Origin of the sequence: Xanthomonas protegens, assembly GCF_038442435.1 — a bacterium.
Lineage (GTDB): Bacteria > Pseudomonadota > Gammaproteobacteria > Xanthomonadales > Xanthomonadaceae > Xanthomonas_A > Xanthomonas_A sontii.
The window spans coordinates 252,187-266,564 of the sequence record NZ_JAQJCQ010000003.1 but is presented as its reverse complement, the minus strand read 5'-3'; the positions used below and the strand labels follow the sequence as shown (position 1 = coordinate 266,564).

Below are 14,378 nucleotides of genomic sequence, written 5' to 3'. Positions count from 1 at the left end.
CGTCCTACACCTCCAGCAAGGCCTGCGTCTTGGGCTCTGTGCGACAGCATCCGCATCGAATTGCGGCATTTGGGCGTAGGCGTCGGCAGCGTGCATGGCATCTTTTCCCCACCCCGATGATGGAAGACGTGGTCGCCGATCTCGTATGCCGTCCCTCGTGGGGTGGAAATGACAAAGCTTGTTGGAAAATGGTTTCGCGCGAAGCAGTCGCGCGTGACATTGTGGCCGGCATCGAGCGGCGCGCGGACATAGTGGTCGTGCCCAAGCGGAATACCATCATCGCAAAAGCGCCAGGACTCTTCCGGCGTTTTATCGAGTGGGCCGGGTTCCGTGGCTCATGTGGGTCATTCCGGCAATGTTGAGGTCCCGATGTGCAGCGCTAAGCGCAGCAGCGTGAATGAGTCGGCGACGGGGTAAAGCGGCCGCAACAAGGACGAATTCGCACTAATCTTGTTCTGACCCTCGTCCTCCATACGCCTGTACCCGTCGCTCTGGGGCGCAGCATGCTACTCGTAGGCCAATAGCTCGTGTGCACCCTCCAAGAAGAGCTGAAGATCGCAACTGCTGTAGTGCACCAGTGCGGGCGGGTAAAGCCCGTAGTCCCCCGCATGCGCCGCTGCATTCATGAGCTGGTAGGACTGATATACCCCGACAATCAACGCGAACCAGTTCCGTGTACTAACCACGTGCGCGCCCCGTGGCCGCAGCGCCACCCCGAGATAGGACGGCTTCAAAAGCCTGGCGGCTTTGGGAAGGTGGCCGCCAAGTTGCTTGGCGGCCTTTGCCGTGTCGTCGATACTGCGCGAAAGAAAGAGTCTCAACATGTCGGAGACTATCGAATTCGTGGCCTCCGATGCATTCGGTCGATAGCCACGGGGAAGACCGACGCTGCTCAAGTGCGCACGATACTTGTCGATGCGTTGCGCTACGTTTACGGTACTCTTGTCCATAAGATTGCAAAGGAATCCCTCTGCTCGCGAAGGATCGGTTGCCTGCAATGTTTGAAGCGCGTCCACCAGGGCATGCTCCAAGTGGAACACCAGTTCCGCCACCCGATCGACCTGCGCCTCGGGGCCACTTAGCGGCGTGCCGTTGGACAAGCCGACCAAGTCTGTAAGATACAGATGCGTATGCAGGCCGGGGCGGACGGGAAACCAGGCAGGCAAAGTAATAGGTGAGCCCACCTGAGCCCTGCTGAAGCTCTCCTTCACCAGGACCACAATCGTCACTCTCTCGGCCCTGCTCTCTTTCGCCTGGACCAGCTGATCCCTACACGCCTCCAGCAGGAGGTTTATATCGGCAAGTACCCGGTTTGCAATCTTGAAAGAGTCATCTCGAACAACAACGGCAAAGACCTCTTCTTTTCCTAGCGTGGTGCGAAGAGATACGGCCATCTGCTCACGAGACCCTTCGACTTGCAGCCAGAACACGCGAAGCACGTCGTCATCCGGCCAGGGGGCCAGGGAAATCAGCTCAATCGCTCGTTCGGCGCTCACAATACTCAAGACAGTACCCTCGAAGTTGCTGTGGCGGCCAGACGCGCCATCAGCGGAATGCCCGCCGAGACAGTCCCGTTGGACTCGCTAAAGAAGTTGGCCATGGCCGCACTCGCCAGAAGCTGTCGAGACGGCGCTCTGGCCAGATCCTCGTATGGTTTTGCGAATGCATCGAACGCGGCAAGAGAACAGCTCATGCGCTTTGGATGACGCTTCACGATGTCTCGTAGGATGCTGGTCACCGAGTAGAGCCATGGTTCTTGCGTGCGGCTTCGCTCAGAGCTGAACTCGGCAAGCATCTTATGAAAAAGGCGATAGTGCGGGCTATTCCTCAGAACAACCAGGTCCAGACGCTCGCGAGAGAAGTCCACGAAAGTGTGCCCGCCAAGCTCGGAGCCCAGCTCAAAGCTCGTCGATTCCATTAGCCACTCGCAGAAGTCCACGAGGATGTTGACGGTGAGGTACGGGTGCCCTTTGGTCTCTTGATAAACCGCTTCGATGAACGAATCTGCGACCCTCAGATTCTCGCCAAGAATGCGAGATACCAGTGTCGCAAATTCGGACGGAGTTCCAGGTTGATGTTCAAACAAAGGAAAGGCGTACTGGCGCACATTGGGGCTAAGCTGATTCTGACTGAGCAGAATCATGTGTGCGTCGGGGCGCTGGCCCATGAAGAGAAGCGTGTTCTTCATGGAGAAGCCCAGCATCTGACTGATAAGCGGCAGAGCGACTAGCACTTTTAGGCCAGGCGCCCGCTCGGTATAGGTATCAATCAAATCGAACAGCGTCTCGTACTCATCAATGATCAGCACAAGATTCCGCCGCGGGGCATTGGCTTGGGTAGTTGCTGCCACACAGTCCTTCACCAGTTCAGCGAAGAACGTCTCCGGGATGGCATTGCCCTCTTCGAGCACGGCCCGGATGCGGGCGCTCATAACATTGAGCTCGGGGGAGTTTGGCCGATGATCCATGGTCTGAAGGACGATCATCCTTTCCCCGGATGGCCCGGCGATGGCCTCCGCAGAGGTCGTCTTTCCCGAGCGCCTGACACTGCACCACACGTAGGCACCAATCCCTCGCTGAAGGCCCTGAATGATGCGGTTCACGCTGTGACGTTCGACTTCGTAGTGGCCCTCCCGGAAAAGCGGATCGTCAAGCGGGAAGTCCTTTGCATAGTTTCTAGGAAGGCGTCCAGATAGCGACTTGGCGTTGGAGGGGGCCGAACGAGATGTCAGCTTGGCTGAGACGGTTTCCGCCAAATCGGCAAAGCCGGCGACCTGTCCTTGCACGTCCGAAGAGTCAACGACCTCATTGGTGCCGCTGCTGTCAACCCACTCCCGTGTGTCAGGGGTCAGTTCGGCGACTACCACATCGGCCAGCGCGATGGCATCGGCGAGGTCATCCTTGAAGTACAAAGGGGCTCCAAAGAAGGCCGAAGCCACGATATCCCTACTTACGCGATCTACCCCCATGCTGTAGGTGATATCCAACCGGCTTAGACCGATAGCCACACGGCTGTACTTGGGCATCACCGCGGGAGTGGATGCCTGCGAAGCCCATCGATCTACGCCCATCAGAAGTGAGCAAACGGACGCTTCGCTGCCATTGAAAACTGAACGCCCCTGCTCAGCCAGTAGAATGGCGTGACGTCCGCGACAGAAGCCCAGCGTTGGGATCCAAGCATTCAGATAGTCGCTCAGCAGCTCCTCTCCCACTAGCTTCCCTACGGCCACATCGCGGTAGCCGAGCAGGATGCCGGAGATCATCGCTGAGGCAATATCCCAATACATGGCGGCATACATCTTGGAGGGTGCGTTCTCTCGCTGATCTCTAAGCACGCCCACAATGACGTTCATGAACTGCTGAAGTCCTCGTAGTGACTTCGCCAGGCCTATCTCATGTGCCAGCCTTCGCTCGAGAATCTTCTCATAGCCTTTCGAGAAGATTTCACGAGAGTGCTCGGCGAAGATCTCGCGGATACGATCCTCGGCCTCCGTGTTGTCGTGCATGGCCGAAAGCCGCTTGACGACATCCTTGAGAATGAACGCGCAGTTCTCTCGATAGTGGGTCGCCCATTGAAAGATATGCCTTCCTGAGAGCTCAGACATCTGGCGCTGATAGCCGTCATAAACCGACGTAATCTGGGGTTGTGCTGGTTCGCCAGACTGTCCGCCCGCGTGGCGTGGCCCCCGCTCCAGTGCCTGCTGGAGAAGCTGACTTAGATCACTCTTGCGATTCTTATGAAACTCTTCAAGCACGTCCCATAGGTCGTGGGATATAAGCGTAAGCGTCGCGTGGTCTGAGCCGAGAACGATGATCTTGAAGGCATCCTCGGCTCTGGCGAAATGCCAAGCCTTAGCAAGCCCTCGAAGCTCAATGAGGCTCTGGTGCGTTTTGGCATCAACAGTGGACATCCTTCCCCCCCTTATTCCTCGGCCTGGCCAACAGCGTATGCTGCAACAAACAGATTGTGCCAATACGCAGACCGAACTGCCATAGCAACACCGCCGGGCTCAGTACACGAGAACACGCGTAGCGAGACCCGTTGACCGCCAGATCGTGGGTGGCCCGACGCCGATCCGCCTCGCCGCCTGAAAGGTGCGCGCGACGATTCCTATTCGTAGCAACTGCGCAGGATGGCAGCGTGATTGATGCCAAAGGGCCGGTAAGTAGAAATTGCGGTGCCGAGCTAAGAAGTGCAGCGAGCTTATGTACCCTGATTTGCCTTATCTCGGATCGAACAAGCCCAGTCCCGGCTGTCGGATCACAGGGCGGCCCCAATTCCAGGGCCGAGTTTCTCAACGGAATAGATCGGAAGCCGCTCTCCCCTGCCTCCGATAAATCTCCCTAATCGCTTCCCCGCCGCTCAGGATGTCGGCATAAGCCGAACCTAGAAGCCGGATTTGCTTAGCCCCACTTTACGTCTCTTCATCTAAGTGTGGGCGTACATATAGGAGATCCTGTCTACGGGACGCGCCAGATTGCTGATAGTTGGCTCGGGCTTGTGTGAGGCTAAGGCTGCCATTCGGGCCGCCTAGTACCGCATCAGCATCATCGTCATCTTGCCCATCATCTTCCCAGAAACAAACGGCGCAAATCTCAAATGCCGCTCGCTCGGACAGCGTCTTGTAGCCACAGCAGGGGCAGCGCGGTGGGAGGTGCTTGATCAGCATGACGCAGCTACCCAGTGAAATGGATCCCCGGATCCAATGGAAATGCATCCTGTAGCGGAGATGCCATGCGACGCTTGGATCAAGACTACCTTTTATAGGCGATACAGACTGCCAACACCGATCGCCGCCGCCGCGTCTGTGCAGTCGGCCATCGGCAACCCCTGCGACCATCCCGCCGCCATGGCCTGCGCATCGCGCAATGGATCGGACGCCTTGGCGCGCTCATTGCGAAGACGGCAGGTTTCGGGGTCTTGGGCGAAAAGGCCGCGCGCGAACATTCTGCCCTGCTCTGCCAGCTTGGTGGTCTTGCGTGCGCGGACTGCGGCAAAACGCGTTAATGCTCGATCCAGCGCACCGCCGGCCGCTTCGAGGCACCGCGCCAGATGCCAGGCGTCTTCCAAGGCCTGACAGGCGCCCTGACCCGAGGTTGGTAGCGGCGCGTGCGCCGCATCGCCGACGAGCAGCACATTTGCTCGGCTCCACGTGTGCAGCGGCTGCACGTCGTGCACGGCGATCAGTTGGATGGAGTGCGCCGGCGTGGCTTCGATGAGGCGGGCGACCGGCTCCGGCCATCCTGCAAACAGATCCATCACCTCCTCGCGCATCTCCGCTGCTGGCGTCGCCTCGGGCAATGGCCGAGCTTGCGCGGCAGCCCAGTACACCAGATCCGTCCGGATCGGGACGCAGCCGAAACGGTCGCCAGACCCCCAGTAGTCATGAATCGCCATGTCGCTCAGCAACGCGCCATTGCCTTGTGCAACGCCGATCCAGTTCACGAACCCTTGGTAGATGGGGGTGTTGTCCCCTGCGACGAATTTGCGCGCGACCGAGTCCATGCGGCCGTCGGCACCAATGAGCAGATCTGGACGGATGCTCTTCCCGTGCTCGAACCGCGCCACGGCCTTGTCGTCGGCATCCAGATCAATCGCGACCGCCCGATGCCCGAACTCCACCTGGATACCAGCGTGTGCCACGTGGTCCAGCAATACCCCCTGCAGGTCCCGACGCAGGATCGTATGGGTCGGGTAGCCCATGAGTCGGTCCAGCAGCGTGATGTCCAGGCCTCCCAGCGCGTTGCCCGCTGCGTCTTTGCGGTGTACCGACAATGGCCGACCGCCTACTGCCCCGACATCCTCCAACAGCCCGAGTTCTTGCAGCACAAAGCCCGCGTTGGGCCATAGCGTCACGCCAGCGCCCATGGTGGCCGGCCCGTTGCGACGTTCATAGACGCGGACGGTATGCCCCTGCTTGTGCAACGCGAGAGCCACGCTCAAGCCTGCGATGCCGCCGCCCAGTATTCCGATCTCCATGCCGATGCATCCCGATTCAATTGGTCCCGGCGTGCCATTGAAGGTCAGCCGTTGGACGGGAGTGCATCTTGGTGCCCACCAATTGCGCAAACTAGCATGCAAAAATGGCGGGCTTTCATACCTCAGGTGGGATAACGGTGCGCAGCAAGCTCGACCTGAATGCAGTCCGCGTCTATGTGGCCGTCGTCGACGAGCAGAGCTTTTCCGGCGCGGGGCGCCTGCTGGCCCTGCCGTCGTCGAACGTCAGCCGTCACGTCGCGGCACTGGAGCGCAGGTTGGGCGTGCGCTTGCTGGAACGCAGCACGCGCCATCTGCGCATGACGGAAGCCGGCAGGCTGGTGTACGAGCGCGCCAAACCGGTCCTCGACGTCTTGTTGTCCACTGAGGAGGAGCTAGGCGCAGTACAAGGCGAATTGAAGGGGCCTCTCAGGATGTGCATGCCCAACGAAGCGCCCAGGCTGCTCGCGCCTATCCTCGCCGAATTCTGCAGTCTTCATCCTGGCATTGAGTTGGAATGCGACACGCGCCTCACCGGCCTGGAAGTGTTGCGCGAGGACATGGACCTCTCCATCGTCTTCCACCGCGGGCGTCAGGATGACAGTGCGTTCATCACCCGAGAACTGGCGACGTTGCCCAGTATCGTGGTCGCGTCCCCCGCGCTATTGGCCCAAACCGGAATGCCGCGCCACGTGCGCGAACTCAAGTCCTTGCCTTGCATCACCACCGTGAGCGCACTGAAGGGCCAGCCCTGGCAGTTTCTCGATCCTGCAGGCGAGATCGTGAAGGTGCCGGTGCGTAGCCGCTATCGCGTCAACAGCGGGGAACTTGCGGTGGCGGGCGCGCGTCAGGGGCTTGGCTTCGCGATCGTTGCAGCATACCCATGCCAGGAAGATCTTGCCGCAGGCCGGTTGCAGGAAGTGCCGCTGGATCTAAGCCCTGCACCGCTGCAATTGCTTGGCGCCTACAGTCACCGTCATTCGGTCACTGCGCGGGTTCGGGCGTTGCTGGAGTTCATCCAGGTGCGGCTGCAGGCGTTCGGGGGCAAGCCAAAGTAAGGCCCATCCGCGAACTTCTGTCTTTGCCAACTCCTGCCGTTCGCAGCCGTTAGCTTCCGCCGTGCAAAAGCACGCGTGCGCGCTCAGCGACAGGACTCCGGCAACTTCTCAAGCAAACCCGCCACCACCGGCGTCAGCCGATTCGCGACCTCCGGCGGAATCGCGTCACCCGCGCCCTGCCCGCCTTCGTTGCGGGCCTGCTCGCAGGCCTTGACGATCCGCGGGCGCATGCCGGACCAGAGCGCCCTGCACTGCCAACCATCCCGCCCAAGCGGTAACACAGCGTAGGCGATGGACTGGCATTCCTGCGCGGCGCGGGTGGCCAGCGGTTGGCCGGCGTACTCGTGCGGCACGGTGTCCAGCGTGGGTTGGTAGTAGCTGTCGGGGAACGCGGCCGCGTAGCGTTCCGGATCCAGTTGCAGCGGCAAGCCGGTCGCTGTCAGGTCGAGCGCGCGGCCGCAGGGCGCAGCGGCGGCGATGCGCTGGATCGCCTGGTAGATCGGATGGTCCAGGTCGGGTTCGCGCGTCGTGACCTCGGATGTTGCGACCAGTACCGGCAGGCGCGCGCGGTTGGCCATCTTCGCCAGTTCGCCAGAATGGGTCGGTGCGCAGCGTTCGCGGACGCTGGCCACGATCAGGAATGTGGCGTCGCGCGCGAATGCGGGATCGCTGTGCAGCAGTGCGGTGATGCGCTTGTCGGCTGCATGTTCGGACAATGGCGCGACCTGAAATGCGGGCACAGTTGGCGGGTGGATCGCCGTGGTCGCAGCAGCACGCGGTGTCGGTGCCACGTGACCGTGCGTGCGCAATGCCAACAGCACGCCGCCGGCAACGACGACGCCACAGGCGGCGATCGCGATCGCCAAACGCATCGGCGACTTCAGGCGCATCGGACCGCGCCCTCAGCCCTGCACCGGAGCGATGGTGGCGTCTTCCGCCTCGTAGGTGGCATTGGCGATATCGGCCTTGAAGTCGGCCAGATGCAGCCGCCCCTGCAGGTGGAACGGGTCCCACAGCTCCGGTACGTCGATCGGGGTGCGCAGCACCACGTGCAGGATCTGGTTCGGTGGCGGCGGTGGTACGTGGATGCAGGCGCCATAGAACGGCACGAACAGCAGTTCGCTGACTTTGCCCTGGTCGTCGCTTTCCAGCGGCACAATGTAGCCGTCCAGGGCGAAGCGCTTCCCTTCCAGGCCCTTTACTACTTGCGACGAACCGAACTGCGCGGCGCGCTGGGTGCCGGAATGGTCGATCGGCATGCCGTTGACCACCGAGGGACCATCGTCGACCGGCGCCGCCTGGTCCATCACCGCGGCGTCGCCTCGCCACGCCGTGCCGATCCGCGGCGGCGGGCGCTGGTAGATGTCGTTGGCCGGTGCCAGTTGTTCCCAGCGTTCCACTGTGTCCGGGACGGCGTCGGCGGCTGCGGTCGCGTGCGTCGCTGCCGGCGATGGTGTCGGCGTGGCGTCCGGCTGCTTCCCGCCATCACCGTGGCAGCCCGCCAGCAGGCACAGCGCTCCAGTCAGCAGGAAATGGCGATCAGCCTTTTTCATAGGGATGCAGGTGCGCCTGCTCCATCGTGTAGGCGGTGCCGGCGAGTTCGCCGTGGAGGGTCTCGGCGCGCAGTTGACCGGTCAGGTAGAACGGGCTGTACATGTCGGGCGGGTCGATCGGCGTGTCCAGGCGCACATGCACGATCTGGTTCGGCGGCGGTGGCGGCACGTGGATGCAGGCGCCGTAGTACGGCACGAACAGGAACTCGCGCACGCGGCCGGCGTCGTCGCTGTCCAGCGGCACCACGTAGCCCGGCAGGCGCACCTTGCGCGCCAGCACGGCGGCCACGGTGTTGTAGGTGCCGGTCTGCGGCATCGCACGCTTGCCGGTGTGGTTGACCGGCGCTTCGTCGCTGTTTTCCAGCGCCTTCAACTCGGCGGGCGGCAGCATCGCGCTCCAGTCCAGCTCGCGATAGCCGTCGGCGTCGGGGTCGCCCAGCGGCGGATTGATCGCGGCGTCGTTGGCTGGTGCTGGCTGCGCCGCCGCTGTCGTCTGGGCTTTTTCCGGGATGGCGGGTTGTTGCTGGCGGTTGCAGCCGCACAGCAGTGCGAGCGCCAGCAAGGGAAGGATCCAGCGGGTCATGCTCACAACTCCGGCGACAGGCCATCGGCCAAGGTGCGGCGATAGGCCAGCAGCGCCGGCACGATGCCGGCGAGCACGCCGGCCAGCAGCACGCAGCCGAGCCAGCCCCACTCCACCGCGCTGGGCGCGATGCGGTTGATCGCCAGGCCGAAATGATCGAGCACCCAGCCGCGCGCCAGCCAGCTGGCCGCGGTCACCGCCAGCAGCGCCAGTGCGCACGACACCACGGTGACCAGGCCGGCCTCGAACAGCAGCAGCCAGGCGATGTCGCGCGGCCGTGCGCCGACCGCGCGCAAGATCGCCATCTCGCGTCGGCGCTCCTGCAGCGTGGCCACCAGCAGCGCGACCATCGACACCAGGCCGAGCAGCACCACCAGCGAGGCGATCATGCGCAAGGCGCCTTCGGCCGTGCCCAGCGTGCCCCACAGCTGCTGCAGGGTGACGCCCGGCATGATCGCCAGCATCGCTTCCTCCGGGTACTCGTTGATGCGCCGCTGCACCGAGAAAGTGGAAATGCGGGTCTTCAGGCCAAGCATGAAGGCGGTGATGGTGTCCGGGGTCAGGTCCATCGCCCGCGCCTGCGCGGCGCTGACGTGCTGGCCCGGCAGGCGCACGCCGGAATGCCAGTCGATATGGATCGCCTCGATGGCCTGCAGCGAGACCAGCACGCTGGAGTCCACCGGCGTGCCGGTGCGGCGCAGGATGCCGACGATTCGGAACGGCTTGTCGGCATGGTTGGCCAGGCTGATGCGCCCGGTGCCGTGGGTCAGCACGATCTCGTCGCCAAGGTGGCGGCCGAGTGCGGCGGCGACGTCGGCGCCGATCACCGCATCGTAGAGATCGTCGAACGCCCTGCCCTGCGCGAACGCGAGGGGGTGCTTGGCGCCGTAGTGGTAGTGCTCGAAGAAGCCGGTGCTGGTGCCGACCACGCGGTAGCCGCGGTAGGAATCGCCCAGCGACAGCGGCACCGCCCACTTCACTTCGGGCATCGCGCTCAGGTCCTGGTAGCTCTTCCAAGACACGTTGTTGGTGGCGTCGCCGATGTGGAACACCGAGTACAGCAACAGGTTCACCGGGCCCGAGCGCGCGCCGACGATCAGGTCGGTGCCCGACACGGTGCTGGCGAAACCTTCGTGCGCCTGCGTGCGGATCCGCTCCACACCCAGCAGCAGGGTCACGCTCAGGGTGATCACCAGCACGGTCAACGCCACGCCCAGGCGCCGGCTGCGCAGGCTGGCCAGGGCCAGCTTCAACAGGGTCATCGTGCACCTCCGACGCTGGCGCGGTTGAGCGTGGCCAGGTCGGCCTGGGCGTCGAATAGCGGCGCGATCGATGGATCGTGGCTGACCACAATGGAACTGGTGCCGCCCTGCCGGCACTCGGCGAACAGCAGGTGCAGGAAGGCCTGCGCCGCGACCGGATCGAGGGCGGACGTGGGTTCGTCGGCGAGCAGCAACGGCGGCCGCGCGATCAACGCACGCGCGGCGGCCACGCGTTGTTGCTGGCCGACGCTGAGGCGCGCGGCCGGTCGCGACCACAGTGCCGCCACGTCCAGGCCCAGCGCGACCATCAGCCGCTCGATCTCGGCGTCCAGCGCCTGCGTGCCCGCCGCCAATCGACCGCGGCGCGCCGAGAACTGCAGGCCCAGCGCGATGTTGTCGCGGGTGCTCAGGAACGGCAGCAGGTTGAACTGCTGGAACACCACGCCGCAGTGGTCGGCACGGAAGCGGTCGCGTGCGGCCTTGCGCAAGGTCGCCAGGTCCTGCCCGGCCACGCGCACGCAGCCGGCCGTGGGCTGCAGTACGCCGGCGATCAACGCCAGCAAGGTGCTCTTGCCCGATCCGCTGGCGCCACGCAGCAACAGCTGTTGCCCACGCGGCAGCGCGAACGATGCGATGTCCAGCACCGGTGCGGCGGCACCGGGATAGCCGAAGCGCACCTCGGTCAGTTCGACGACGTGGTGCTGGTTCATTCCGGCAGCTTCACCCGGGTCTGCCCGGGCACGACCTCGGTGCGGCCCTGGCCCGCAGCGGTGGCGACATCGACCAGCACCGTGTGCAGCCCGGGGAAACGTTGCGGCAACAGCACCTGCAGGTGATCCAGCCGCGCCGGCTGCGTGCAACTGAACGCGTACCGGGCGTGGAACTCGGCATGGCTGTGGCCGGGCTCGTCCGGATCGGCCATCGCCACGTCGTAGCCCTCGGTGGTGACCTGCGCGCTGCGCAGCGAACAGGCCGCCGCGACCGGGAACTGCAACCAGCCGGCACCGCGCAGGGTGGCGACCGCGGCATCGAGTCGTTTTCGTTCGCCGGCATCGCGCGTCGGGTGTTCGAAATCGAGGATGCCGATGCCGGGCGCGCTGAGCTGCACGTCCACGGCGGTGCCCTCGACGGCGACCTCCAGGTTGGCCTGGCCGTGCACGTGCGGGCCGTGGTGGCGGATCGCAGCGGTGGCTGGCGAACTGGCGGAGAGGAGCAACAGGATCAGGGGAATGCCAGGTCGCATATGCAGTGCATTAGTTGAGTTACACTATAACATTAGTGAACTATCGAGCGCGGGTGCAAGCCTGCCGTTGCCGTCAGTCAGCCGCGGTTCGCATCCGGCCACCACCGGCGCGCCTCGCACGGCGGCCCTGTGCCGCGATGGGCGCCGAACTCCAGGGATCTTCATGTCTTCTTCCATCATTCCCGACAGCTACACCGCCTGGCGCCACTGCATCGAGGTCGACTGCGGCCTGCCACTGGAGCCTGCCTACATCGCGCAACGCATCGCCGCGCTCAACGACCTCACCGACCACCATACCCAGCAGTTCGTGCGCTGCTGGGGGGAGCCGCATCGCCAGCAGGTGCTGCAGTGGTTTGCGCAGGCGCAGGCCGCATTCGCAAACGGTCGCGCGTAAAGCCTCCGGCGCGGCAGGACGCGGCCGCGGTCGCCGTCGGACGGCGATGCATTCCTTCTGCGAACGCGGCACGGCCTGGCGTACTGAACGCGATGCGTCTCGGCATGGCGACGTCCTGATCCAATCAGGGCAGTAAGTCGTCAAGCGATGAGGCCGGACGCGGCCGGCGCGCATTGGTGGTGCGCTCTGCCCCGAAGCGCTGACGCCCCTTGAAGGGAACGCCAACTCAGCCGGAACCACCTCACTGACACGTGCGCTACAAAGCAGGCTGCCAAGCTACGACAGCTGCCGGTAGCATGCACGCGCATTGCCGCCCGGCATCCACTTCCCACGCTCCCGCAAGGACACCCAACGTGCCTCTCGCTTCCATCGCCAGCGCGCATCCCGCGCGCCGCTTCCTGTCCGCCGCCATGGCCTGCCTGCTGCTGTCGGCAGCCACCGGCGCCGAGGCCCGGCCGCAGCCCTCGCAGTTCCAGATCGTCGAGAGCGTGCCCGAGGCCAGCATCTACGGCGAACCCGGCGTGCCGCGCACCCAGCAGACCTGGCTGGCGATGATCAACGGGGCCAGGCAGCGCATCGACATCGCCGCGTTCTACATCTCCGAGAAGCCGGGCACCGGCCTGACGCCGGTACTGGACGCACTGGCCGCCCGCGCCCGCGCCGGGGTGGCGGTCCACCTGCTGGTCGACCACACCTTCCTGGCCAAGAACCCGGACAGCGTCGCCTGGCTGGGCAAGGTGCCGGGTATCACCGTGCGGGTGCTGCCGGTCGATACGCTGACCGGCGGCGTGCTGCACGCCAAGTACATGATCGTCGACGACGCCAGCGTGTTCGTCGGCAGCCAGAACTGGGACTGGCGGGCGCTGGAGCAGATCCATGAGATCGGCGCGCGCATCGATGACGCGCGCTTCGCCAAGACCTTCGCCGCGAGCTTCGACTACAGCTGGCGCCTGGCCGATGAAGGCAATCTGGCCAAGGCGCAGGCGCGCGGCGTGCAGCCACCGGACTTCGCCCCGGTCACCGCCACCGATCCGGTGCTGCTGGATGCCGGCAGCGACGCGCCGCTGGTCGCCTTCCCCGCCTTCAGCCCGCCGGCGCTGCAGCCGGCGTGGGTCAGTGCCGAGGAGCCGGCCCTCGTCGACATGATCCGCGCCAGCCAGCATGCGCTGCGCATCCAGGTGATGACGCTGTCGGCGATCCGCAGCTTCGGGCCCAAGGGCTGGTGGGCACCGGTCGACAGCGCCATCCGCGACGCCGCCGCGCGCGGCGTGCAGGTGCACATCATCGTCGCCGACTGGGCGCTGCGCGAACCGATGCAGGCCTACCTGAAAAGCCTGGCCGCGCTGCCGAACATCACGGTGAAGTTCAGCCGCCTGCCGCCGGCGCCGCAGGGCTTCATTCCGTATGCGCGGGTCGAGCACGCCAAGTACGCGGTGGCCGACGACCGCAGCAGCGTGATCGGCACCGGCAACTGGGAATGGAGCTACTTCAATACCGCGGTGGACGCTTCGGTGTTCGTCAAGGGCAAGGGGCCGGCCGAGACGTTGACGCGCATCTTCGACCGCGATTGGAACGGCCCTTACGTCACCACGCTGCAGCCTGGGCAGAACTACGAGGCGCCGCGGACTGAGTAGCCTTTGCTGTCGCGTTGGCCGCACGCACCTTCAGGGCTGGCAGTTCCTGGCTCACTGCGCGCTTCATCGCGTCTCGGCAGGAGCGCGCAGCCGAAATGCACCTTGGGTGCGCGGATGGCACCGCGGCATCTGCCGCGGCCGTCCCCACGAAGCCTTAACCAGCGCTCCCTATCCTGGCTCCGCGCTGGAGGGCGACCGCGGCGCCGGGCATTGCCGCATGCGCTGCAACGCACGCCTCCCACCGCGTACGGACATCAAAACAAGGAGACGCCATGAAGACGCTGCACGCACTCGTGTTCGCAGGAAGCTTGTTGGGCCTTGCCTCGCCGGCCTTCGCAGAGGTCGCCAATCTCACCAACAGCGCCGACGGTGCCAACCGCGACGCCGGCATCGCCGCGGTCAAGAAGAAGTTGCAGGACGCCTGCACTGAACGCAAGGGCAAGCCGGACCCCAACTCGTTCGAGGTGGTGTTCGAAAAGACCAGCCAGAATCCGGACGTCCCCAAGCCGTACTACGTGGATGGAAAGATGAAGTGCGACATCCCGTAGGGGGCGTGTGGCCATTTAGCCTTGCCTGTCCAGATGGCATGGCCTAGGAACAAGACCCCGCTTGCGGGGTTTTGTTTTTCTGCTGGTCCCAAATATCCGACTGCCTGACGCATAAGAAGCAGTGGGC

Annotated in this window: 14 protein-coding genes; 4 read left to right on the top strand and 10 right to left on the bottom strand. The window is 64.2% G+C overall.

What is annotated here, in order from left to right; translation table 11 throughout:
- Positions 1-506: 506 nt before the first annotated feature.
- The 4 genes from PIQ37_RS06120 to PIQ37_RS06110 form a co-directional block, all read right to left on the bottom strand.
- Positions 507-1,505: a hypothetical protein gene (locus tag PIQ37_RS06120; RefSeq protein WP_342072771.1), complete on the bottom strand. Its 999-nt coding sequence runs from the start codon at positions 1,503-1,505 to the stop codon at positions 507-509.
- Positions 1,502-3,910 (bottom strand): hypothetical protein, encoded by a 2,409-nt coding sequence (locus PIQ37_RS06115; RefSeq protein WP_342072770.1) that lies wholly within the window; start codon positions 3,908-3,910, stop codon positions 1,502-1,504. The genes PIQ37_RS06120 and PIQ37_RS06115 overlap by 4 nt, the downstream gene beginning before the upstream one ends.
- 504 nt (positions 3,911-4,414) lie before the next feature.
- Entirely contained in the window at positions 4,415-4,669 is a 255-nt protein-coding gene (locus tag PIQ37_RS20645; protein WP_407136525.1) for a CPCC family cysteine-rich protein, read from the bottom strand.
- Positions 4,670-4,761: 92 nt separating this feature from the next.
- Positions 4,762-5,979, bottom strand: coding sequence for an FAD-dependent oxidoreductase (locus PIQ37_RS06110; RefSeq protein ID WP_342072769.1), 1,218 nt, complete (start codon positions 5,977-5,979; stop codon positions 4,762-4,764).
- A gap of 137 nt (positions 5,980-6,116) precedes the next feature.
- On the opposite strand from PIQ37_RS06110, the gene PIQ37_RS06105 reads away from it, so the two are divergent.
- Positions 6,117-7,034, top strand: coding sequence for a LysR family transcriptional regulator (locus PIQ37_RS06105; protein WP_342072768.1), 918 nt, complete (start codon positions 6,117-6,119; stop codon positions 7,032-7,034).
- A gap of 83 nt (positions 7,035-7,117) precedes the next feature.
- Here PIQ37_RS06105 and PIQ37_RS06100 read toward each other — a convergent pair whose 3' ends face one another.
- The 6 genes from PIQ37_RS06100 to PIQ37_RS06075 are packed head-to-tail and all read right to left on the bottom strand — an operon-like array spanning position 7,118 to position 11,648.
- Positions 7,118-7,924, bottom strand: a complete 807-nt coding sequence (locus tag PIQ37_RS06100; RefSeq protein WP_342072767.1) for a hypothetical protein — start codon at positions 7,922-7,924, stop codon at positions 7,118-7,120.
- A 12-nt stretch (positions 7,925-7,936) separates the two neighbouring features.
- Positions 7,937-8,587, bottom strand: a complete 651-nt coding sequence (locus PIQ37_RS06095) for a DUF3299 domain-containing protein (RefSeq protein WP_342072766.1) — start codon at positions 8,585-8,587, stop codon at positions 7,937-7,939.
- On the bottom strand, positions 8,574-9,170 hold the full coding sequence (locus PIQ37_RS06090; RefSeq protein ID WP_342072765.1) for a DUF3299 domain-containing protein: 597 nt from the start codon (positions 9,168-9,170) through the stop codon (positions 8,574-8,576). The genes PIQ37_RS06095 and PIQ37_RS06090 overlap by 14 nt, the downstream gene beginning before the upstream one ends.
- A gap of 2 nt (positions 9,171-9,172) precedes the next feature.
- Positions 9,173-10,426 (bottom strand): ABC transporter permease, encoded by a 1,254-nt coding sequence (locus PIQ37_RS06085; protein WP_342072797.1) that lies wholly within the window; start codon positions 10,424-10,426, stop codon positions 9,173-9,175.
- A 2-nt stretch (positions 10,427-10,428) separates the two neighbouring features.
- A complete protein-coding gene (locus PIQ37_RS06080; RefSeq protein ID WP_342072764.1) occupies positions 10,429-11,142 on the bottom strand; it encodes an ATP-binding cassette domain-containing protein in 714 nt (237 codons plus the stop codon).
- Positions 11,139-11,648: a ZrgA family zinc uptake protein gene (locus tag PIQ37_RS06075; RefSeq protein WP_342072763.1), complete on the bottom strand. Its 510-nt coding sequence runs from the start codon at positions 11,646-11,648 to the stop codon at positions 11,139-11,141. Before PIQ37_RS06075 ends, PIQ37_RS06080 begins: the two co-directional genes overlap by 4 nt.
- A gap of 190 nt (positions 11,649-11,838) precedes the next feature.
- Here PIQ37_RS06075 and PIQ37_RS06070 point away from each other — a divergent pair, with 190 nt between their 5' ends.
- The 3 genes from PIQ37_RS06070 (at position 11,839) to PIQ37_RS06060 (ending at position 14,251) form a co-directional block, all read left to right on the top strand.
- The gene (locus PIQ37_RS06070; protein WP_342072762.1) at positions 11,839-12,069 is read left to right on the top strand and encodes a hypothetical protein; all 231 of its coding nucleotides are present in this window, start codon (positions 11,839-11,841) and stop codon (positions 12,067-12,069) included.
- A 353-nt stretch (positions 12,070-12,422) separates the two neighbouring features.
- Positions 12,423-13,703 (top strand): phospholipase D-like domain-containing protein, encoded by a 1,281-nt coding sequence (locus PIQ37_RS06065; protein ID WP_342072761.1) that lies wholly within the window; start codon positions 12,423-12,425, stop codon positions 13,701-13,703.
- Positions 13,704-13,975: 272 nt separating this feature from the next.
- Positions 13,976-14,251 (top strand): hypothetical protein, encoded by a 276-nt coding sequence (locus tag PIQ37_RS06060; RefSeq protein ID WP_017910537.1) that lies wholly within the window; start codon positions 13,976-13,978, stop codon positions 14,249-14,251.
- The last annotated feature ends 127 nt before the right edge of the window (positions 14,252-14,378 follow it).

Coding starts and splice junctions, on each gene's coding strand:
- PIQ37_RS06090 (WP_342072765.1), bottom strand. CDS start 9,170: ATGACCCGCTGGATCCTTCCCTTGCTGGCGCTCGCACTGCTGTGCGGC.
- PIQ37_RS06070 (WP_342072762.1), top strand. CDS start 11,839: ATGTCTTCTTCCATCATTCCCGACAGCTACACCGCCTGGCGCCACTGC.
- PIQ37_RS06110 (WP_342072769.1), bottom strand. CDS start 5,979: ATGGAGATCGGAATACTGGGCGGCGGCATCGCAGGCTTGAGCGTGGCT.
- PIQ37_RS06100 (WP_342072767.1), bottom strand. CDS start 7,924: ATGCGCCTGAAGTCGCCGATGCGTTTGGCGATCGCGATCGCCGCCTGT.
- PIQ37_RS06080 (WP_342072764.1), bottom strand. CDS start 11,142: ATGAACCAGCACCACGTCGTCGAACTGACCGAGGTGCGCTTCGGCTAT.
- PIQ37_RS20645 (WP_407136525.1), bottom strand. CDS start 4,669: ATGCTGATCAAGCACCTCCCACCGCGCTGCCCCTGCTGTGGCTACAAG.
- PIQ37_RS06115 (WP_342072770.1), bottom strand. CDS start 3,910: ATGTCCACTGTTGATGCCAAAACGCACCAGAGCCTCATTGAGCTTCGA.
- PIQ37_RS06060 (WP_017910537.1), top strand. CDS start 13,976: ATGAAGACGCTGCACGCACTCGTGTTCGCAGGAAGCTTGTTGGGCCTT.
- PIQ37_RS06095 (WP_342072766.1), bottom strand. CDS start 8,587: ATGAAAAAGGCTGATCGCCATTTCCTGCTGACTGGAGCGCTGTGCCTG.